General features: G+C 68.4%; 20 protein-coding genes. 5 read left to right on the top strand and 15 right to left on the bottom strand.

Annotation, left to right across the window (positions count from 1 at the left end; genetic code table 11):
- Window positions 1-124: 124 nt before the first annotated feature.
- On the bottom strand, window positions 125-490 hold the full coding sequence (locus ACIA8G_RS18365) for a VOC family protein (RefSeq protein WP_396419720.1): 366 nt from the start codon (window positions 488-490) through the stop codon (window positions 125-127).
- A gap of 307 nt (window positions 491-797) precedes the next feature.
- On the opposite strand from ACIA8G_RS18365, the gene ACIA8G_RS18370 reads away from it, so the two are divergent.
- Together ACIA8G_RS18370 and ACIA8G_RS18375 are read left to right on the top strand one after the other, a co-directional pair.
- The gene (locus tag ACIA8G_RS18370) at window positions 798-1,136 is read left to right on the top strand and encodes an alpha/beta fold hydrolase (protein ID WP_396419721.1); all 339 of its coding nucleotides are present in this window, start codon (window positions 798-800) and stop codon (window positions 1,134-1,136) included.
- Between the two features lie 12 nt (window positions 1,137-1,148).
- A complete protein-coding gene (locus ACIA8G_RS18375; protein ID WP_396419722.1) occupies window positions 1,149-2,414 on the top strand; it encodes an MFS transporter in 1,266 nt (421 codons plus the stop codon).
- Here ACIA8G_RS18375 and proB read toward each other — a convergent pair.
- The 6 genes from proB to ACIA8G_RS18405 all read right to left on the bottom strand — a co-directional run bounded on the left by proB (window position 2,407) and on the right by ACIA8G_RS18405 (window position 9,970).
- A complete protein-coding gene (gene proB / locus ACIA8G_RS18380) occupies window positions 2,407-3,534 on the bottom strand; it encodes a glutamate 5-kinase (protein ID WP_396419723.1) in 1,128 nt (375 codons plus the stop codon). The genes ACIA8G_RS18375 and proB overlap by 8 nt on opposite strands.
- A 3-nt stretch (window positions 3,535-3,537) precedes the next feature.
- A complete protein-coding gene (gene obgE, locus ACIA8G_RS18385) occupies window positions 3,538-4,992 on the bottom strand; it encodes a GTPase ObgE (RefSeq protein ID WP_396420537.1) in 1,455 nt (484 codons plus the stop codon).
- A gap of 167 nt (window positions 4,993-5,159) precedes the next feature.
- Window positions 5,160-5,417, bottom strand: a complete 258-nt coding sequence (rpmA, locus tag ACIA8G_RS18390; RefSeq protein ID WP_167979821.1) for a 50S ribosomal protein L27 — start codon at window positions 5,415-5,417, stop codon at window positions 5,160-5,162.
- A 14-nt stretch (window positions 5,418-5,431) separates the two neighbouring features.
- The gene (gene rplU / locus ACIA8G_RS18395; protein ID WP_045316485.1) at window positions 5,432-5,743 is read right to left on the bottom strand and encodes a 50S ribosomal protein L21; all 312 of its coding nucleotides are present in this window, start codon (window positions 5,741-5,743) and stop codon (window positions 5,432-5,434) included.
- Window positions 5,744-5,983: 240 nt separating this feature from the next.
- Complete coding sequence (locus ACIA8G_RS18400) at window positions 5,984-9,034, bottom strand: translation initiation factor IF-2 N-terminal domain-containing protein (protein ID WP_396419724.1); 3,051 nt, start codon at window positions 9,032-9,034, stop codon at window positions 5,984-5,986.
- A gap of 210 nt (window positions 9,035-9,244) precedes the next feature.
- Window positions 9,245-9,970 (bottom strand): TIGR03936 family radical SAM-associated protein, encoded by a 726-nt coding sequence (locus tag ACIA8G_RS18405; RefSeq protein WP_396419725.1) that lies wholly within the window; start codon window positions 9,968-9,970, stop codon window positions 9,245-9,247.
- A 207-nt stretch (window positions 9,971-10,177) separates the two neighbouring features.
- On the opposite strand from ACIA8G_RS18405, the gene ACIA8G_RS18410 reads away from it, so the two are divergent.
- Window positions 10,178-11,608, top strand: coding sequence for a S8 family peptidase (locus ACIA8G_RS18410; RefSeq protein ID WP_396419726.1), 1,431 nt, complete (start codon window positions 10,178-10,180; stop codon window positions 11,606-11,608).
- 83 nt (window positions 11,609-11,691) lie between these two features.
- Here ACIA8G_RS18410 and ACIA8G_RS18415 read toward each other — a convergent pair whose 3' ends face one another.
- From ACIA8G_RS18415 to ACIA8G_RS18430, 4 genes are read right to left on the bottom strand one after another with little or no spacing between them, the layout of a single operon-like run.
- A complete protein-coding gene (locus ACIA8G_RS18415; RefSeq protein ID WP_396419727.1) occupies window positions 11,692-13,653 on the bottom strand; it encodes a TIGR03960 family B12-binding radical SAM protein in 1,962 nt (653 codons plus the stop codon).
- 43 nt (window positions 13,654-13,696) lie between these two features.
- Window positions 13,697-14,542, bottom strand: a complete 846-nt coding sequence (locus ACIA8G_RS18420) for an ABC transporter permease (protein ID WP_396419728.1) — start codon at window positions 14,540-14,542, stop codon at window positions 13,697-13,699.
- A gap of 1 nt (window position 14,543) precedes the next feature.
- Entirely contained in the window at window positions 14,544-15,320 is a 777-nt protein-coding gene (locus ACIA8G_RS18425; protein WP_396419730.1) for an ABC transporter permease, read from the bottom strand.
- A complete protein-coding gene (locus ACIA8G_RS18430; RefSeq protein WP_396419731.1) occupies window positions 15,320-16,234 on the bottom strand; it encodes an ABC transporter ATP-binding protein in 915 nt (304 codons plus the stop codon). The genes ACIA8G_RS18425 and ACIA8G_RS18430 overlap by 1 nt, the downstream gene beginning before the upstream one ends.
- 55 nt (window positions 16,235-16,289) lie before the next feature.
- Here ACIA8G_RS18430 and ACIA8G_RS18435 point away from each other — a divergent pair, with 55 nt between their 5' ends.
- Window positions 16,290-16,877: a GNAT family N-acetyltransferase gene (locus ACIA8G_RS18435; RefSeq protein WP_396419732.1), complete on the top strand. Its 588-nt coding sequence runs from the start codon at window positions 16,290-16,292 to the stop codon at window positions 16,875-16,877.
- 381 nt (window positions 16,878-17,258) lie between these two features.
- Here the strand turns inward: ACIA8G_RS18435 and ndk are convergent, their stop codons facing one another.
- Genes ndk through ACIA8G_RS18450 form a run of 3 tightly spaced genes read right to left on the bottom strand, consistent with a single transcriptional unit; the run spans window position 17,259 to window position 18,269 of the window.
- A complete protein-coding gene (gene ndk / locus ACIA8G_RS18440; protein WP_396419733.1) occupies window positions 17,259-17,669 on the bottom strand; it encodes a nucleoside-diphosphate kinase in 411 nt (136 codons plus the stop codon).
- A gap of 55 nt (window positions 17,670-17,724) precedes the next feature.
- Window positions 17,725-17,988 (bottom strand): hypothetical protein, encoded by a 264-nt coding sequence (locus ACIA8G_RS18445; RefSeq protein WP_396419734.1) that lies wholly within the window; start codon window positions 17,986-17,988, stop codon window positions 17,725-17,727.
- Window positions 17,985-18,269, bottom strand: coding sequence for a hypothetical protein (locus ACIA8G_RS18450; protein WP_396419735.1), 285 nt, complete (start codon window positions 18,267-18,269; stop codon window positions 17,985-17,987). Before ACIA8G_RS18450 ends, ACIA8G_RS18445 begins: the two co-directional genes overlap by 4 nt.
- 112 nt (window positions 18,270-18,381) lie before the next feature.
- Here ACIA8G_RS18450 and ACIA8G_RS18455 point away from each other — a divergent pair, with 112 nt between their 5' ends.
- Window positions 18,382-18,927, top strand: coding sequence for a hypothetical protein (locus ACIA8G_RS18455; protein WP_396419736.1), 546 nt, complete (start codon window positions 18,382-18,384; stop codon window positions 18,925-18,927).
- Here the strand turns inward: ACIA8G_RS18455 and ACIA8G_RS18460 are convergent.
- On the bottom strand, window positions 18,924-20,366 hold the full coding sequence (locus ACIA8G_RS18460) for a DHA2 family efflux MFS transporter permease subunit (RefSeq protein WP_396419737.1): 1,443 nt from the start codon (window positions 20,364-20,366) through the stop codon (window positions 18,924-18,926). The two genes, ACIA8G_RS18455 and ACIA8G_RS18460, sit on opposite strands and share 4 nt — an antisense overlap.
- Between the last annotated feature and the right edge of the window lie 36 nt (window positions 20,367-20,402).

The raw sequence follows: 20,402 nt of genomic DNA on the forward strand, positions 1-20,402 counted from the left end.
CCCCGGTCACACCCGCGCGGGCTGAAGCAGGTCCCACCAGCTGCCGCAGTCGGCGCCTCCCCCGGTCACACCCGCGCGGGCTGAAGCAGGTCCCACCAGCTGCCGCAGTCGGCGCCTCCCCCGGTCACACCCGCGCGGGCTGAAGCAGGTCCCACTGGTTGCCGTAGAGGTCCTCGAACACGGCGACCTTGCCGTAGACCTCCTCGCGCGGCGTCTCCAGGAACTTCACGCCGAACTCGGTCATGCGGGCGTGGTCGCGGTCGAAGTCGTCGGTGGTGAGGAAGAACCCGACGCGGCCACCGGTCTGGTCACCGACTCGGGCCGACTCCGCGTCCGTGGCGGCTTGGGCCAGCAGCAGTGCCGCTCCCTCGCCCGCGGACACCACCACCCAGCGCTTGCCGGCTTGCGGGGTGTCCTCCACCAATGTGAACCCGAGTCCCTCCACGTAGAAGCGGATCGCCTCGTCGTAGTCCCTGACAACCAACGTCACCAAACCCAATGAACGCACGCTGATCAGTATGGCTCGACGGGAGGGGCAACCCCGCGGATGCTCGCCCGTGCGCTCCTTCCTCTGGTCGCGATGAAGATGACCATGACTTCGTGACATCTATCAGAGGACGCCAGGCGTGACTCAGGACGAGGTTCACCCATCGGAGTGACCGCCCGCGGCACCAGGACTGCCTCAGGACGGGGTTCGGGCAGGTAGCTCCAGGTCTCGGGTGCAGGACAGCCGAGGAGTCTCACCGCCGTGCTCAGACCCGAGGACCCGAGGACCCGAGGACCCGAAACCCGGCCTCGTGCACCGGCTTGTCGTCGTATGCGGCGTCTTCCACCACGACGGCTGGGACCCGGCCACCGAGCTCACGCCGATGCACCACCGCAGCCCCGCGCTGACTGAAGAAGACCTGAAGAAGCTGCCCACCAGGACGCTCATCATGATCGGCGATGACGACGAGGTGAGGCTGGAGCACGCCACGGCCCTGTATCGCGCGCTGCCGAACGCCGTGCAGCAGGCCGTGCCAGGAACCTCGCACGGCCTGCTGCACGAGAAACCCGCACTGTGCAACGCGATGATCGTTGACTTCCTGACCAACGAACCAGTTGAGACGTACGCACCGATTCGTCGCCGTATGTGATTGGGTGCCTCCATGGCGGTTACATCGGAGACGCATCGGCTGCCCGTGCGCACGCTCGTCGCCTCGTCGGCGGGCAACGCCGTGGAGTGGTACGACTGGGGCATCTACACGGCGTTCAGCATCTACTTCGCCACGCAGATCTTCCCCTCCGGCAACGAGACCGCCGCCCTGCTGAGCACGTTCGCCACGTTCGCGCTCGCCTTCTTCTTCCGCCCGCTCGGCGGCTATCTGCTGGGCCGGTTCGCTGACCTCAGGGGCCGCCGCACCGCGATGCTGCTGACGATCGTGCTGATGTCCGGCGGCTCGGTCGTGATCGGTCTGCTGCCCACGTTCGAGCAGGCCGGCTGGCTCTCGCCGGCGCTGCTGGTGCTCGCGCGCATCGCGCAGGGCATGGCGCTGGGCGGCGAGGTGTCCAACGCGTCCGCGTACCTCGCCGAGATCGCGCCCGCGAGTCACCGCGGGCGCTACTCATCGTTCTTCTACATCTCCACTGGTGCGGCGGTGCTGATCGCTTCGCTGCTCGGGTTCTTCCTGTCCCGCAACCTCGACAAGGCGGCGATGGCCTCCTACGGCTGGCGCGTGCCGTTCCTCATCGGCGGCGTGCTCGGGCTGATCGGGCTGTGGCTGCGGCGTGCGCTGAAGGAGACCGAGCAGTTCGAGGAGAACAAGGCCAAGGCGGAGAGCCTGCGCAACCCGCTGAGGATGACGCTCAAGGACCACCCGAAGGCCGTCGGTCAGCTGGTCGGCATCACGCTGCTCTCGACGCTGACCTTCTACACGTTCTTCTCCGCGCTGACGCCGTTCGCGGTGAAGTCCAAGGGCGTCAACGACATCGACGTGTTCCTGGCGCTGTCGATCGGCACCGTGGTGTTCGTCGCGCTGCAGTACCCGATGGGCTGGCTGGCCGACCACTACGGCCGCAAACCGCAGATGCTCGTCTGGTCCGGCGCGATGGCGCTGCTGGTCGTGCCGCTCTCCACACTGGTCAAACCGGGGCTTGCGAACATGGTGATCGTGTTCTGCGTCGGGCTCGGGCTCTACACGGCGATCACGTCGATCGCGCCCGCGATCATGAGCGAGCTGTTCCCCACCGAACTGCGCGGGCTCGGCATCGGCGCCTGGTACAACCTCACGGTCGCGGTGTTCGGTGGCACGGCGCCGCTGGTCATTCAGGCCGTCGGCGGCACCGTGTTCTTCTGGTACGTCGCGGTGGGCGCCGTGATCTCGTTCGTGGTGATCCTGACGCTGCGCGAGACGAAGGGCGTCGAGCTCACCTAGCGAGCGGCACGAGATCGTCCGCGTGCACGACCTCGCGGCGCTGCTCCTCCGGCAGGTCGTGGGTCTTGCGGCCGATCAACGACGGCAGCTCGGCCGAGTCGAAGCCGACCACCCCGCGTGCCACGACCTCGCCCGAGAGGCTCACCAACTCCACCACGTCACCGGCCTCGAAGTCGCCGTCCACGCCCGTGATTCCGGCCGCCAGCAACGACCGGCGCCGGCCCACGACCGCGGCGACCGCGCCGTCGTCGAGGTGCAGGCGGCCGTTCGCGTCCGTCGCGTAGCCGAGCCAGAAGCGGCGTGCGGTCAGGCGCGAACCCGTTGCGGCGAAAGCAGTGCCGACGTCGGCGGCCGACAACGCCTGTGCCGCGTCGGAGGCACCTGCCAGCAGCACGGGAATGCCCGCGGAGGACGCGAGACGTGCGGCGGCGAGCTTGGAGGCCATGCCGCCGGTGCCGAGGCCCGAAGCCCCGGAGGTACCCGCCTGCACACCGTCCACATCGGACGCCGAGGCCACCTCAGTTACTCGCACGGCACCGGGCTTGCGCGGGTCACCGGAGTAGAGAGCGTCCACATCGGACAGCAGGAACAACGCGTCCGCGCCGACCAGATGTGCCACCAGGGCGGCCAGGCGGTCGTTGTCGCCGAAGCGGATCTCTTCGGTGGCAACGGTGTCGTTCTCGTTCACCACCGGCACGGCGCCCAACGCCAGCAAGCGCGAGAAGGTGCGCTGCGCGTTGCGGTAGTGGGCGCGGCGCACCACGTCGTCGGCGGTCAGCAGGACCTGGCCGACGGTCAGGGAGTAGCGGCCGAACGAGTTCGCGTACGCGTGCGCCAGCGTCAGCTGGCCGACGCTGGCCGCGGCCTGCTGGGTGGCGAGGTCGCGCGGCCGGCGGGACAAGCGGAGCGGGGCCAGGCCCGCGGCGATGGCACCGGACGACACCAGCACCACCTGGCTGCCGGCGGCCGATCGCGCGGCGAGCGCGTCGACCAGGGCGTCGAGCCGCGCCGGGTCGAGGCCGCCTTCCGCTGTGGTCAAAGAAGAAGAGCCGACCTTCACCACGATGCGGTTCGCCGACGCGACCGCACTGCGCGCTTGTGAGACCACGGGGGCCGTCACGGGTTACTCCTCGTTGATGTCGTCGCCGTACTCGCCGGGTGCGCGCCGGGCCTTCTTCAGGGCCTTGCGCTCGTGAGCACCGATGCGGTCGTTGCGCTCGAGACGGATGTCCGTGCCACGTCCGGTCATCGTCATCGCGATGCCGGCGGGCGTGGTCGGCTCCCAGTCGAACACCAGGTCGCCGATGGTGACCTGGCAACCGGGGATGGCGCCCATCTTCACGAGCTTGTCCTCGACGCCCAGCCTCTGCAGGCGGTCGGCGAGGTAACCGACGGCTTCGTCGTTGGAGAAGTCGGTCTGGCGGATCCAGCGCTCCGGGCGTTCGCCCTTCACGAGGAAGCCACCCTCCACCGTGGGGTCCTCGGTCACGGTGAAGCCCTGGTCGTCCACGGCGGTCGGCCGCAGCACGATGCGGGTCGATTCCTTCTTCGGCTGGGCGGCGCGGTACTCGCGCACGACCTCGGCCAGCTTGAAGGTCAGTTCACGCAGTCCCTCGCGGGACACGGCCGACACCTCGAACACGGGCAGGCCGCGCGCCTCGATCTCCGGGCGGACGATGTCGGCCAGGTCCTTGGCGTCCGGGATGTCGATCTTGTTCAGGATCACCACGCGCGGCCGGTCGGCGAAGTTGCCGCCGAGCGACGGGGTGTACTGCGCCAGCTCGTTCTCCAGCGCGTCGATGTCCGCGATCGGGTCGCGGCCGGGCTCGTAGGTCGCGCAGTCGACGACGTGCGCGAGCACCGCGGTGCGCTCGATGTGGCGCAGGAAGTCGAGTCCGAGGCCCTTGCCCTGCGACGCTCCGGGGATCAGTCCGGGCACGTCCGCCATCGTGAAGATGGTCTCGCCCGCGGTGATCACGCCGAGGTTCGGCACCAGCGTGGTGAACGGGTAGTCGGCGATCTTCGGCTTCGCTGCGGACAGCACCGAGATCAGCGACGACTTGCCTGCCGACGGGAAGCCGAGCAGGCCGACGTCCGCGACGGACTTGAGCTCCAGCACCAGGTCACGCGTCTCGCCCGGCTCACCGAGCAACGCGAAACCGGGAGCCTTGCGGGCCTTGGACGCGAGCGAGGCGTTGCCCAGACCGCCACGGCCACCGGCGGCCGCGATGAGCTGGGTGCCCTCGCCGACGAGGTCCGCGACGACGTCGCCGTCCTCGGTCAGCACCACGGTGCCGTCCGGGACGCGCAGGATCAGGTCCTCGCCGTTCGCGCCGTCGCGGTTCGCACCCGCGCCCGCCTTGCCGCTGGTGGCGGAGGCGTGCGGGCGGAAGTGGAAGTCCAGCAGGGTGTGCACCTGCGAGTCGACGACGAGGATGACGTTGCCGCCACTACCGCCGTTGCCGCCGTCCGGGCCGCCGAGCGGCTTGAACTTCTCGCGGTGCACTGAAGCGCAACCGTTGCCCCCGGAACCGGCGGCAGCGTGAATGACCACCCGGTCTACGAAGCGGGCCACGATTAATCACTTCCAACTAGCTAGAAAAGGCGGATTCCAGGAACGGGCGCCTCACGGGGGTCCGGGGGCGGAGCCCCCGGCTGGGGTCTGGGGCTTGGCCCCCAGAAAACACAACCGGGCGCCGTGGTCCGCGCTTTCCGCGGACACACGACGCCCGTAACAGCGACCGGTTAGACGGCGACCGGGACGATGTTGACGGTCTTGCGACCGCGCTTCATGCCGAACTCCACCGCACCGGGCGTAAGGGCGAACAGCGTGTCGTCCTTGCCGATACCGACGCCGACGCCGGGGTGGAACTTGGTGCCGCGCTGGCGGATCAGGATCTCGCCGGCCTTGACGACCTGACCGCCGAACCGCTTCACACCCAGGTACTGGGGGTTGGAGTCACGGCCGTTGCGGGAACTGGACGCACCCTTTTTGTGTGCCATGAGAAGTCAGGTCCTCACTTACCGGTGATGCCGGTGACCTCGACGCGGGTCAGCTTCTGCCTGTGACCCTGGCGCTTGTGGTAGCCGGTCTTGTTCTTGAACTTGTGGATGCGAATCTTCGGGCCCTTGGTGTGCTCGACCAGCTTGCCGGTCACCGAGAACTTCTCCAGGGCCGCCGCGTCAGCGGTGACGTTCGTGCCGTCGACCACGAGCAGCGCCTGGAGGGAGATTTCGGTGCCCGGCTCGCCCTCGAGCTTCTCGACCTCGACGATGTCGCCGACAGCGACCTTGTACTGCTTGCCGCCGGTCTTGACGATCGCGTACATCAGGACGGAAGTCTCCTGCTACTCGATGGTGACGGGCCATGCGCCAACACTTCTGCAATAAACCTGGCAGAGGAGGCACACGACAGGACCCGTCGGATGGCGGGCCGTCGACAAGGTTACGGGAGTGGGTACAGCGGTAGCAAACTGGGGTGGCCTGATCACGTTCACGCTGGCTGTGCGGTCCCTCACAACGCGAAACCGGGGCCGCTCGTGAGCGGCCCCGGTTTCGTCTTTCGTGCCTCAGTCCTCCTGGACCGGCGGTCCCGCGGGCCGCGACACGGCGCGGCGCCTGCGAGTGGTGGTGGTGACCACCGGTGCGGGCATCTGGACCTCGGGCTGCTTGGGCACCTCGACGACCAGCGGTGCGGAAACCTCGGTCGCGACCGGCGCGCCGGCGGCACGCTTGGCCGCACGACGGCGCGGACGGGCCGCAGGGGCCTCCACGACGGCCGCTGGGGCCTCCGCCACGGGCTCGGGCACCGAGACCGGCGCCTGGGCCACGACGGGCTCCGGCGCGGGCTCAGCGGCCGGCTCCGGGCGCTGCGCCCCGATGCGTCCCGTCACGGTCACGGCGGGCTGCTGCTCCGCAACAGGCTCCTCCGTGACGTCTTCCGCGACGTCTTCGGCGGCTTCTTCGATGTCCTCTTCGGCGTCGTCTTCCGCGACCGGTTCGACGAGCTCCTCGGCCGCTTCCTCGATCACCTCGGGCTCGACGACGGGGTCGATCTCGACCGGCTCGACGTCCTCGGCGACCTCGTGCGGCACGTTCCCGTTGAGCGCCTGCTCCTCGACCACCACCGCGTCGACGACCGCCTGCGGCTCCTTGTCGCGGCGGCGACGGCGACGACGGCGACCGCCGTGCTCGTGCTCCTGGTCCGCGGCGACCGCGGTCTCGGAGGTGTCCTCGGGCTCGCCCGGCTCCACGACCTCGGGCTCCACGGCCGGAGCCTCGGGAGCCTCGACCGCCGCCTCGACCACGTCAGCGGCCTGCTCGCCACCGCCCTTGTTGCGGCGTGACTTGCGGCCACCGCCCTGGGGCTGCTGTTGCTGCTGCTGGCCACCGCCGTTGCCGCCGCCGTGCGTGTGCACGGGCTCGGTCGACACGACGACGCCACGGCCGCGGCAGTGCTCACACGTCTGGCTGAACGCCTCGAGCAGGCCGGTGCCGACCCGCTTGCGGGTCATCTGCACCAGGCCGAGCGAGGTGACCTCGGCCACCTGGTGACGCGTGCGGTCGCGGCCCAGGCACTCGGTCAGGCGGCGCAGCACCAGGTCGCGGTTCGACTCGAGCACCATGTCGATGAAGTCGATGACGATGATGCCGCCGATGTCGCGCAGCCGGAGCTGGCGGACGATCTCCTCGGCCGACTCCAGGTTGTTCCTGGTGACGGTCTCCTCGAGGTTGCCGCCGGAACCGGTGAACTTGCCGGTGTTGACGTCGATGACCGTCATCGCCTCGGTGCGGTCGATGATCAGGTAGCCACCCGAGGGCAACCAGACCTTGCGGTCCAGCGCCTTCATCAGCTGCTCGTCGATGCGGTACTCGACGAACGCGTCGTTGTTGCCGACGTGCTTCTTCAGGCGGTCCTGCAGGTCCGGCGCCACGTGGCGGACGTAGGAGTCGATGACCTCCCACGCCTCGTCGCCCTGGACGACGAGCTGGGCGAAGTCCTCGGTGAACAGGTCGCGGACGACCTTCACCAGCAGGTCCGGCTCTTCGTAGAGCAGCGTCGGAGCCTTGGTGGAGGTGCTCGCGGACTTCTCCTTGATGACCTTCCACTGGGCCTGCAGACGCGTGACGTCGCGGCCCAGCTCCTCCTCGGCGATGCCCTCGGAGGCCGTGCGGATGATCACGCCGGCGTCCTCGGGGACGACGCGCTTGAGGATGTCCTTGAGGCGCTTGCGCTCGTTGTCCGGCAGCTTGCGGCTGATGCCCGTCGCGCCACCGCCCGGCACGTACACCAGGAAGCGGCCGGGCAGGCTGATCTGCGTGGTCAGGCGGGCGCCCTTGTGGCCGACCGGGTCCTTGGTGACCTGGACGAGCACGCTGTCGCCACTCGAAAGGGCCTGCTCGATCTTGCGGGACTTGCCCTCGAGACCGGCGGCGTCCCAGTCCACCTCACCGGCGTACAGCACGGCGTTGCGGCCGCGGCCGATGTCGATGAACGCGGCCTCCATGCTCGGCAGCACGTTCTGCACGCGGCCGAGGTACACGTTGCCGACGATCGAGCCGGAGCCCGACGACGTGACGAAGTGTTCGACCAGAACGCCGTCCTCGAGGACGCCGATCTGGGTGCGGTCGCCGCGCTCGCGGACGACCATCGTGCGGGCCACGGCCTCGCGGCGGGCCAGGAACTCGGCCTCGGTCAGCACCGGGGCACGGCGGCGACCGGCCTCGCGACCGTCACGGCGGCGCTGGCGCTTGGCCTCCAGGCGCGTCGAGCCGCGGATGCTGCGCACCTCGCTCTGCGCGGCCTCGGAGTCCGCCTTGTCGTCACGCGCGTCACGGGTCTCCCGGACGTGCACGACCGTGTTCGGCGGGTCGTCCTCGGACGTCACCTCGTCGTCCGCGCCGGTCTTGCGGCGACGGCGGCGACGGCGACGGCGGGTCGAGCCCTCGTCACCCTCGTCCTCGCCGTCGACGTCGGCGGCTTCGGTGTCGGCGGTGGCCTCGGCCTCCTCGGCCTGGCCCTCCTCGCCGTCCTCCGAACCCGGCTCGCCGTCGGTGCCCTTGCCGCGGCCACGGCCACGACGGCCACGGCGGCGACGACGGCGGCCCTCGGCCTCGTCCTCGCTGTCGGCGTCCGCCTCGGCTGCGGCCTCGGCGGCGTCGAGTTCGTCCGCGGCGATCTCGCCGACCGACTTCTCCTCGACGGCGACGGGCTCCTCCGGCACGACGAAGATCGCCGCCTGTGCCTTGGGCCGTTCGACCGGCTGTGGCGGCAGGAACACCGCACTCGGCGCGGCGAAGATCGGCGCGAGCGCCGGTGCCTGCGCTGCCGGGACCGCGGGCGGTTCGTAGTCCTCGGTGACCTCACCGGTGACGACGTCGTCCCAGTCCAGCAGCGTCTCGGCCACCTTCAGCGCGACATCGCGGCTCACGCTCGACTGCGCACTGCGCGCGACCTCACCGAGGTCGGCCAGCGCCGTCATGACGTCCTTGCTGCTGACGTCCAGCAGCTTCGCCAGTGCGTGCACTCGCAGCTTGTCCGGCAGATCTGCCAGCTCAGGGCGTGCGGATACCACGCCCTGCCCGCCGGTTGCGCCGGCAGGCTTTTCCTTGTTCGACATGCAGCTCCTCCACCCCCGGGCGCGTCCCGTGAGGACGCGGCCGCGCAGGGGCCTCTCTTGTCTCTCTCCACCGCTGCTCGCGGCGGGAATCCTTGCCTCGCGCGCAGCGGCGTGGCGCCTCTTCGGGCGCACGCTTGCGCAGGTCCCACGACGACGCCGCTGGCAGCGCCGCTCCTCCTGTTTGCGTCGCAGCCGGTCGACCTGCGCTCGTCAGGACTCTCTGTCCTGTTGGAGCGGATCCACCAGCCTGCCTTCGCCGTCGAGCCGTCCCTGCGCCATCCGGGTTGCTCTCGCAGGTACCGGCGGCACGAGGTCGGCGACGACTCGAAGCGCATTCAGCACGTCGTCGGGTCGGACGGTAGGCGTTACCTGCCGCACGACCGTCATGAGTATCCCACACGGTTGTGACAATGCGGCCTCATCGTGTCCGGCGTCGCTCGAACGTGGTTCGACCAGCGCCGACACAACAGCAGGCCGCACGTCGAGAGTCTTCACGCCGTTCTTGGTGAGACGCTCGATTTCCACCCGTTCGGCGGCGAGCAGAGCACTCACCGCTTCCGCGAGTTTCTCCGGCTCAACCCCGTCGAGCTCGATCCGCCACTCGCTGGCGTCGATGCGCTCGGTGAGGTTGCCGCCGTGCGCCTGCACGATCTCGACCACGTCGATGCCCGGTGGCAACGCCTCGTCCAGCGCGACCTTGAGCGCCTGCGGGTCGAGCTGTTCGACCACCGACACCTCGACGTACTCCGCCTCGCTGGCGACGCCGGTCGGTGCGGCACCGACCCACGACACCTTCGGGTGAGGGCTGAAGCCCTGCGAGTACGCCATGGGCACGCCTGCCCTGCGCAGCGCGCGCTCGAACGTACGAGCGATGTCGCGATGCGAGGTGAAACGCAACCTCCCCCGCTTGGTGTAGCGGAGGCGCAGTTTCTGCACGGCTGCGGCAGACGGGTTGTTGGGCAGATGGCGGCTCAGTTGGTGCTCCCATGAGGTGGTTCCGACGGGTGAGCGGTCCCATCGGCGCAGGCTGTTCGTCCAGTAGGACGGTACCGTGAACCCGATCGAGAACGTTCAGCTTGTCTAGATCGTTGCGCGTGGCTACGGTCCGGCTGTCTGGACGCCTTGCCAACCTGGAGGTCCCCGGTGCCTCTGCTCCACCGCGCACGGGCTGCGGCGATGACCGCCCTGCTCGCGGCCGGGTGCTTGGCGGCGTCGTTGCCCGCGACCGCGGAACCCGAGGCGGTCGTCGCCCCGGCGTGCATTCAGCCTGGCCCTGACCTGCGCTACCTCGTGGTGTTCGCGCAGTTCACACCGCCTGCGGTGGCGGACGCGGAGATCACCGAGGCCTGCGGCAGCACGACCGTCTACTACCCGGAGATCTCGGTCGCCGTCGCGACCTCGCCGGACCCCTCGTTCCTCAAGTTGATCGGCCCGGCACGCGCGTACAGCGCCCAGGCCGAGTCCATCGCGAGCAAGCGGTCGGTCAAGCGCAAGAAGGACGACACCGAGCTGCTGCGTCCCTCCAGCACGCGTTCCGGCGAGCAGTGGGACATGGATCTCATCAAGGCGCCGGCCGCGCACCAGGTCACCACGGGCTCCAAGTCCGTGGTCGTCGGCGTGCTGGACTCCGGCATCGACCCGCGGCACCCGGACCTCGCCCCGGCGCTGGCCCCGGAGCTGTCCGCGGGCTGCCTGACCGGCAAACCGGACACCTCCCCCACCGCGTGGATCCCGACGACCTCCGCGCACGGCACGCACGTCGCCGGCACGATCGCGGCCGCCGACGACGGCAAGGGCACCACGGGCGTGGCGCCGGGAGTGCGCGTCGCATCCGTGAAGGTCGTCGACGACGACGGGTTCATCTACCCCGAGTACGCGGTGTGCGGGTTCATGTGGGCCGCCCTGCAGGGCATGACCATCACGAACAACAGCTACTTCATCGACCCGTACCTCTTCACCTGCCAGAGCGAACCCGGCCAGCGGGTCATCTACGAGGCCGTGCGCCGCGCCGTGGACTACGCGACCTCGCGCAACGTGCTGAACGTGGCGGCGGCGGGCAACAACGCGGCGGACCTGTCCCGCCCTGGCCGCGACTCGCTCTCGCCGACGAACGGCGACGCCCAGACCCGCCCGGTCGACCCGTCGTGCGTGGTGCTGCCGGTGCAGCTCAAGAACGTCGTCGGCGTCTCCGCGGTGGAGGAGACCAAGACCAAGTCGGGCTACAGCTCGTACGGCCTGGGCGCGATCGACGTGACCGCGCCAGGCGGTGACACCCGCACGGAGAAGGGCTGCGTGCTCTCCACCGTGCCCTCCGGCTACGACTACTCGTGCGGCACCTCGATGGCCACCCCGCACGCGGCCGGTGTGGCGGCGCTGATCGCGTCGACGCATCCGGAGACCGACGCGGTGTCGTTGGGACGCATGCTGAACGCGCAGGCCGAGACGCTGGCGTGCCCCGGCGACTACGACCTCAACGGGACCGGTGTGCAGGACGCCTTCTGCACCGGCTACTCCGAGTACAACTCGTTCTACGGCCACGGCCTGGTGGACGCAGAAGCCGCTGTCACGAAGTGATCGTCGCCGCCTGCTGAGCGCACGCGGGGAGCTTTCGTACTCTCGTGCAGTACGAAAGCTCCCCGCGTGCGTGTGAAACAGCGCTAGGGCGTCAGGGCCGCGTTCTTCACCGGTGAGCCGACGCCGACCGGTGAGATCGGCAGCAGCTTGCGGCCCGTCGGACCGACCTCGATGTCCGTGCCCATGGCGGGGCAGACACCGCAGTCGAAGCACGGGGTCCAGCGGCAGTCGTCCTGCTCGCGCTCGTCCAGCGCGTCCTGCCAGTCGGCCCAGAGCCATTCCTTGTCGAGGCCCGAGTCGAGGTGGTCCCAGGGCAGGACCTCCAGCTCCTCGCGCTCGCGGGTGGTGAACCAGGCGAGGTCGACGCCGAGCGGTTCGAGGGCTTCCGCCGCCTTGGCCGTCCAGCGCTCGTACGAGAAGTGCTCGCTCCAGCCGTCGAACCGGCCACCGTCGCGCCACACGGCCTCGATGACCTTGCCGATGCGCCGGTCACCACGGCTGAGCAGGCCTTCGATGAGGCTCGGCTTGCCGTCGTGGTAGCGCATGCCGATGTTGCGGCCGAGGCTGCGGTCCGAGTTCACCGCGTCGCGCAGCTTCTTGAGCCGGTCGTCGACGACGTCGGGGTCGCACTGCGGTGCCCACTGGAACGGCGTGTGCGGCTTGGGCACGAACCCGCCGATCGAGATGGTGCAGCGGACGTCGTTGCGGCCGCTCGCCTGCCGGCCCGCGCGGATGACGTTCTTCGCCATCTCCGCGATCTGCAGGACGTCCTCGTCCTCCTCTGTTGGCAGGCCGCACATGAAGTACAGCTTCACCTGCCGCCAGCCGTTGGAGAACGCGGCCGAGACGGTCCGGATGAGGTCCTCTTCGGACACCATCTTGTTGATGACGCGCCGCATCCGCTCGCTGCCGCCCTCGGGCGCGAAGGTGAGACCCGAGCGCCTTCCGTTGCGGGACAACTCGTTCGCGAGGTCGATGTTGAACGCGTCGACGCGCGTGCTGGGCAGACTCAGGCCCGTGTTCGTGCCCTCGTAGCGGTCCGCGAGACCCTTGGTGATCTCGGCGATCTCGCTGTGGTCGGCACTCGAGAGCGACAGCAGGCCGACCTCTTCGAACCCGGTCGCCTCCAGTCCCTTCTGGACCATCGCGCCGATGCCCTCGATGGACCGCTCGCGCACCGGCCGGGTGATCATGCCCGCCTGGCAGAACCGGCAGCCGCGGGTGCAGCCGCGGAAGATCTCGACGCTCATCCGCTCGTGCACGCTCTCGGCGAGCGGCACCAGCGGCTGCTTCGGGTACGGCCACGCGTCGAGGTCCATCGTGGTCCGCTTGAAGACGCGGAACGGCACCCGGTCGCGGTTCGGCACCACGCGCTGGATGCGGCCGTCCGGCAGGTACTCCACGTCGTAGAACCGCGGGATGTACACGCCGCCGGTCTCGGCGAGCCTGGTCAGCACCTCGTCGCGGCCGCCGGGGCAGCCCTCGGCCTTCCACGCCTTCACGATCTCGGTGATCTCGAGGACGGCTTCCTCGCCGTCACCGAGCACGGCCGCGTCCACGAAGTCCGCGATCGGCTCCGGGTTGAACGCCGCGTGCCCACCGGCGACCACGATCGGGTCGTCCTCGGTGCGGTCCGCCGCATGCAGCGGGATGCCGGCGAGGTCGAGCGCGGTGAGCATGTTCGTGTAGCCCAGCTCCGTGGCGAAGCTGATGCCGAACAGGTCGAACGCCTTGACGGGCCGGTGCGCGTCCACCGTGAACTGCGGGACCTCGTGCTCACGCATGAGCGCCTCGAGGTCCGGCCACACGGCGTAGGTGCGCTCGGCGAGCACGTCCGGCAGCTCGTTGAGGATTTCGTAGAGGATCATGACGCCCTGGTTGGGCAGGCCGACCTCGTAGGCGTCCGGGTACATCAACGCCCAGCGCACGGACGCCTCGTCCCAGTCCTTGACGGTCGCGTTGAGCTCCCCGCCGACGTACTGCACCGGCTTGGAGATCCGCGGCAGCAGAGGCTCCAACCTGGGGAAAACCGACTCGACACTCACACGACCAGAGTAACGGCCCCCACACCGCTGAGCCGAATCGCGGTCAGTCCAGCAACAACTTCCCCAGACGCCTCGCCGCCACCACCGTTCCCACGGCCGACAACACCGCGAAATACGCGACGTGACCGAGCATGCCCCAGCTCACGACGCCCAGCGTGAGACCCCGCATGAGCTCGATCGCGTGGTAGAGCGGCGTCCACGACACCACGACCTGCAGCCAGCCCGGGTAGACCGACAGCGGGTAGAACGTCGTCGAGAACAGGAACAACGGCAGCACCGCGAGCTGCACCAGGTCGAAGTCCTGCCACGACCGCATGAACGTCGTCGCCGCCATGCCCACCGCGGCGAACGCGAACGCCACCAGCAGCGCCGCGGGAAGCGCCAGCAACGCCCACGGCGAGGCGATCAGCCCCATCCCGAGCATCACGGCCAGGAACCCGGCCGAGTACAGGCCACCCCGCAGCAGCGCCCAGGCGATCTCGCCGATCGCGATGTCCAGCGGCCCCATCGGCGTCGTGAGCATCGCGTCGTACAACTTCACGTACTTGAACTTGAAGAACACGTTGAACGTCGCGTCGTACACCGCCCCGTTCATCGCACTCGCCGCCAGCAGCGCGGGCGCCACGAACGCGGCGTAGCTGATCGGCCGCCCGTCCGGCCCCGCCACCGAGTTCACCATCTGACCGAAGCCGAGCCCCAGCGACCACAGGAACAACACGGGCTCGAACGCCCCGCCGAACAGCACGAACCAGGCCCGCCGGTTCACGATCGCGGCCCGCTCGACCAGCATCCCGGCCCGCCCGCCGTACAACCCCGGCGGAATGACCCGCCACAACAGCCCGACGCTCGCGGGCACCGCGTCGTTCGCGCGATTGAGGGTCTGGGTCATCTCACACCGCCAGCCTGCGATGGTAAAAGCGGACGGCGAACGCGATACCGACAGCGGTCAGCGCCACGAGATAAGCGACGTGCCCCAACGCCGGCAAAAGACCGAGCGTGCCGAACGCCGCCCCGCGCGCGAGCTCGATCCCGTGCCACGCCGGCGTGATCCACACCAGCGGCAGGAACCAGTCCGGCAGCTGGCTGACCGGGAAGTACGCGCCGGTGAACAGCGACATCGGGATGAGCACGAACCGAAAAATGGTGGTGAAGCCGTCCGGCTTGTCCAACGTCGCGCTGTAAGCGATCAACGGACAGCTGAACGCCAGCCCCGCCAACGTCGCCGCCGGGATCGACAGCAGGTCGGCGGGACCCGTGACCGCGCCAAGAACAGCCGCGATGCCCAAGAACACCACTGACCGCGCGAACAACTGCGCCCCAACCCACAGCACCTGCCCGAAGAACACCTGGGCGGGCGTGATCGGCGTGGCCACCATGGCCACATACGTCTTCTGCCACACGAACGCCGACATGATCGCGTACGTCGACTCGAAAGCGGCCCCCTGCAGAGCCGTGACGACGATGACCCCAGGCGTGATGTACTGCAGAAACGGCACGCCACCAAGGAGCTCGGTCGACTGCACCTGCGACCCGAACCCGATCCCGATCGCAAGCAGGAACAACACCGGCGTCAAGAAGCTCGACACCGCCGTCGCCCGCCAGTTGCGCCGGTACCAAGTCCAGTGCTTCTCGAAGCCGAACCACGCGGCCCTCATCGTCTGTTGCATCAGTCCACCAGCGTCCTGCCCGTGAGCCGCAGGAACACGTCCTCCAGCGAACTGCGCCGCACCAGACTCGACACCGGCTGAACCCCGTGCTCATGCACCTTGGTCAGCGCATGCTCGCCATCCTGCGTGTAAAGCAACAACCGATCCGGCAGCACCTCCACCCGATCCGCGAACCGAGCCAGGTCAGGTTTCTCGGCCCCAGGCTGGAACCGCAGCTCCAACACTTCCTTGGTCGAGTACCGGCTGATCAACTCGCTGGGCGACCCCTCAGCCGCGATCCGCCCACCGTCCATCACCACGAGCCGATCGCACAGCTGCTCAGCCTCGTCCATGTAGTGCGTCGTGATGATCAGCGTGACGCCGTCCTGCTTGAGCCGGAACAGCCTGTCCCACAACAGATGCCGCGCCTGCGGATCCAGCCCTGTGGTCGGCTCGTCGAGCAGCAGCAACTCAGGATCGTTGACCAACGACCGAGCAATGGTGAGCCGCCGCTTCATCCCACCGGACAACGGCTCGACCTCGTGATCAGCCCTGTCCGTCAGCTGCGCGAACTCCAGCAACTCAGCAGCCTTCTCCCGGCACTTCTGCCGGGACATCCCGAAGTACCGCCCGTAGATCTGCAGGTTCTGCCGAACCGTCAACTCGGTGTCCAAATTGTCGAGCTGAGGCACCACCCCAAGCCGCGCCCGAATCTTGGGCCCGTCAACGTCCGGGTCCATCCCCAAAACCCGCAGCTCACCACCCGTGCGCCCGGAAACACACGAGATCAACCGCATGGTCGAGGACTTCCCAGCCCCGTTAGGCCCCAGAAACCCGAACGCCTCACCTCTGCGCACTTCGACGTCGATGCCGCGCACGGCTTCGAACGTGCCGAAGTGCTTGGTCAGCGCCTTGGCCTCGACGAGGTTCTCCACCCACCCGACGTTAGCCAAGGGGTCTGACAATTTTCGACGCAATTACGATCGCCGCATGCCGGAGATCGAACTGCGGTGGCTGACAGAAGCCGACGACAACCTGCGCACCGAGATCCACACCGTCGTCCACGACGTAGTAGCCGCAGGCGGCGCCGTCGGCTACCACGAGCCCCCCACGCGCGACCGCATTTCCGCATGGCTGGACGGGGTCCTCAAACAGGTCCGAGACGGCAACGCCGCCTTCACCGCGGCCCAGGTAGACGGCGTGACCCAAGCCGTCGGCCTGTGGCGACGAGGCTCAACCGCCGTCTTCCAGCACCGCGTAGAAATCCAGCAGATCATGGCCCACCCCTCCGCCCGTGGCCTAGGGCTGGGCAAGCGGGTGGTCCAGGGCCTCGTGGAGCACGCCCGCGAGAACGGCTTCGAGATCGCCACGCTCGGCGTGCGAGGCAACAACCACGGCGCCATCGAGCTGTACGAAAGCCTCGGCTTCCGCGAATGCGGCCGCATGCCCAACGCCATCGCCGTAGGACACGAACGCTGGGACGACGTCTGGATGTACCTACCGCTCGGCTACCCGGAGGGAACAGTCCTCAACGGGGCGAACGCAGGCGGCCTCGGCTCAAGCCCGCGCCGCAACTAACAACCGCGATGCCGTAGGCGAGCCGTCTTGGCCTTTAGTCACACAGACCCGGCGGTGGGGTCCCCGTCACGAGTCGCATGGATGCTGTTGCCGCGCCGGGGTAGGGATGTCAAGCGGACACGCTTTTCGTCCGCTTGACATCCCTACCCCGGTGTGGCCGCCTCCCGTGCGACTCGTGACGGGGACCCCACCGCCAACGCAACCACCAACGCAACAGGCAGCCGCCCTAAGCAACAGGCGTGCCATCTACCTACGTGCGGCGCCAACCCCCTGATCAGATTGCCGGGGTCTGGGGCAGCGCCCCAGGAAAACGCACGCAACAGGAACGGCCCAATGCAACCGGACCACCTACGGAACCGGCGCACACGCCAACGTCGAACCTCAGAGGTTCGGGAACCAGATCTTGATCTCCCGCTCAGCCGACTCAGCCGAGTCAGACCCGTGCACGAGGTTGTACTGAACCTCAAGCCCAAAATCCCCCCGAATCGTCCCAGGAGTGGCCTTCTCCACCGGGTCAGTCCCACCAGCAAGCTGACGGAACGCAGGAATAGCCCGAGTCCCCTCAACAACGAGAGCAACCAACGGCCCCCCAGTGATGAAGTCGACCAGATCCTTGTAGAAAGACTTGCCATCGTGCTCCGCATAGTGCTGCTCAGCAGTGGCGCGGTCGGCGGTACGCAGCTCCAGAGCGGCGAGCTTCAGCCCCTTGCGCTCGATGCGGGCGATCACCTCGCCAACGAGACCACGCTCAACACCATCGGGCTTGACCAGAACAAGGGTGCGCTCGGACACGACGGAAAGCTCCTCAAACCAGGTACGGGATGTGGCGACAAGGGTAGCCACCGGTTCAATACAGCCTGCGCCGGACCTCGTCATCGCGGCGGTGGACGATCAGCCGGACCAGCCTGCGGTAGCCCCTCACCTCCGCGAAGCATTCCGCGTGCATGAACGACGGCTCGGCGGTGCGCAGGTCCTCGATGAACATCACGTAGTCGAACGAATCAGGCGACCAGCGCGCGACGCACGGGCCGGACAGGGGCAGGACCTTGCCGCACGCCGGACACACCACGTTCGCCACGCCGCCAGCTTTCCACCACACCAGTTCGGTCACCGGCGGCTCCCGTACACCCGTGCCGTGAGCTTGGGACGGCTCCGTCCTATGGAGTCGTGCTTGTGCACTAGGGCGACCAAGGCGGGCACACCCTTGTGCTGTGCGAAGCACACGGGATGGAAGATCGCGTCCGGATCAGTGCGCAGGTCCCCGATCTCAGGAATCCACCAGTACCGCACCTTCTCGGGTTCACCGGGCGGGTATGACCGCGCGACGCCGGGATCCCGGTCGTCCCAGGCGAGGTTGCAGTAGGGACACTTGTACTTGCCTGCCCGCAGCACACTGCGAGTGTTCCAGAACCATGCGCCATAGTTCTGCGCTGTGAGTGCAAAGCACACCGGCTCCGCATTGACGGGCGCCGCCGTCTTGTTCGTTCTCCTCAGGCTCCTGGCCGTGAGCCACTACAACTGGCACACCGCGTTCGCCCTGCTGCACACGCTGGAACTGGACGACGCCCCAGGCCTGTTCCTGGGCACGTTCATGGCGGACGATCGCATCAGCACCGTCCTGCTGATGATCGTCACCCCGGCCACGTTCTACTTCTACTTCCGCACCCGCAAGGACCCCGAGCGCGCCAGCACGACCGCCCTGCTCACGCTGACCGTGCTGGTCGCCCTGATGGTCTCCCACACCCTGACCTACCACCGCTGGTGGCTGGCCCCGGCCGCCGCGGTCATCGGCGCGGCCATGTTCGTCGCCATCCGCAACGCTCGCTGGCTGCTCAAGTGGTTCGTCTGGCTGCTGGCCGGGTCGGCCCTCGCGGTTGCGGCCGTGGTCAGCACCCCGTGGGTGCCGAAGGAGCGGATCAACGACGCGGAGGACGTCTACGTGTTCGAGACGAGCCCCGGCTTCCTGAAAGTCCTCAAAGCGCAGGACCGCAAGTTCACGATCCTGCGCACCGAGGACGTCCGGAAACGCGAAGAGCTGGCCGAGCACTAGTGCACGAGCACCGGCTCCGCATCGCGGGAAACGGTGACCTGCCGCAGCACGAACACCGCCAGGCCCAGCGCCACGGCCACCAGCACCGCGCTGATCCAGAACGCCAGGTGGAAGCCGGAGGTCAGCGCCTCCAGCCGCCCGACACCGGACGCCAGCAGCGACGACGTGTAGGTGGTCGAGGTCGTGGCCAGGACGGCCAGGCCCAGCGCGCCGCCCACCTGCGCGGTCGTGTTCACCAGGCCTGAGGCCAGGCCGGCCTCGTCGTGCGCGGCGCCGGACATCGCCAGCGTCATCAGGGCCGGGAACGACAGGCCGAGGCCGATGCCCAGCGGTGCGACAGCGGGGAGGATGTTCGCGAGGTACGAGCCGTCGACCGGCACCTGCGTGAACACCACCATGCCGACCAGCATGAACAACAGGCCCACGATCAGCATGTTCCGTTCGCCGAAGCGGGTGTTCAGGCGTGCCGACAGCGACACCGAGAACACCCCGATCGCGACCGCAACCGGCATGAACGCCAGACCGATCTGCAACGGCGTGTACGACAGCACGAGCTGCATGTACAGCGTGCCGAGGAAGAACAGCCCGAACATGCCGGCGACCATCGAGATCTGCACCAGGTTCGCGCCGGTCACGTTGCGGGAGCGGAACACCCGCAACGGAAGCAGCGGCTTCGCAGCAGTCCGCTGACGCAGGACGAACCCGGCCAGCAGAGCCACCGCGACCGCGCCCAGACCCAGCGTGTGGACCGAGCCGAAGCCGTACTGCTCCGCCTTGACGATCGTGTACACCCCGAGCATCACCGCGGCGACGATCAGCAGCGCGCCCAGCACGTCCGCGCCTTCGCGCAGGCCGAGGCCCTCCGAGTCGGGCACGAGCCGCACGGCCGCGATCGCAGCCACGATGCCGATCGGGATGTTCACGAAGAAGATCCAGTGCCACGACATCGCGTCCGTCAGCACGCCGCCGAGCAACAGGCCGATGGACGCACCCGCCGCCGCCACGAAGCTGAACACGCCGATGGCACGCCGCTGCTCCTCCGGCTTCGGGAACATCGTGACGACCATGCCCAGCGTCACGGACGTGGCCAGTGCACCGCCCGCGCCCTGCACGAAACGAGAAACGATCAGCATCTCGGCGTTGAACGACAGGCCGCACAACAGCGATGCGACGGTGAAGACGCCGAGGCCGATCAGGAACACCTTCTTGTGCCCGATCAGGTCGCCCAGCCGACCCGCGAGCAGGAGCAGACCGCCGTAGGCGATCAGATAAGCGTTGACGACCCAGGCCAGACCGGCCTGGCCGAACTTGAGGTCTTCTTCGATCGCGGGCAGCGCGACGTTCACGATCGTCTGGTCCAGCACGATCATCAACATGCCCGCGCACAGCACGATCAGCGCCAGCCAGCGCGAGTCGGTCTTCGGTCCCCCTGATTCCATAAGAGGAACCGTAGCAGATAGTTTTGTACGGGACTA

Origin of the sequence: Lentzea sp. NPDC051213 (genome assembly GCF_044455585.1) — a bacterium.
Taxonomy (GTDB): domain Bacteria; phylum Actinomycetota; class Actinomycetes; order Mycobacteriales; family Pseudonocardiaceae; genus Lentzea.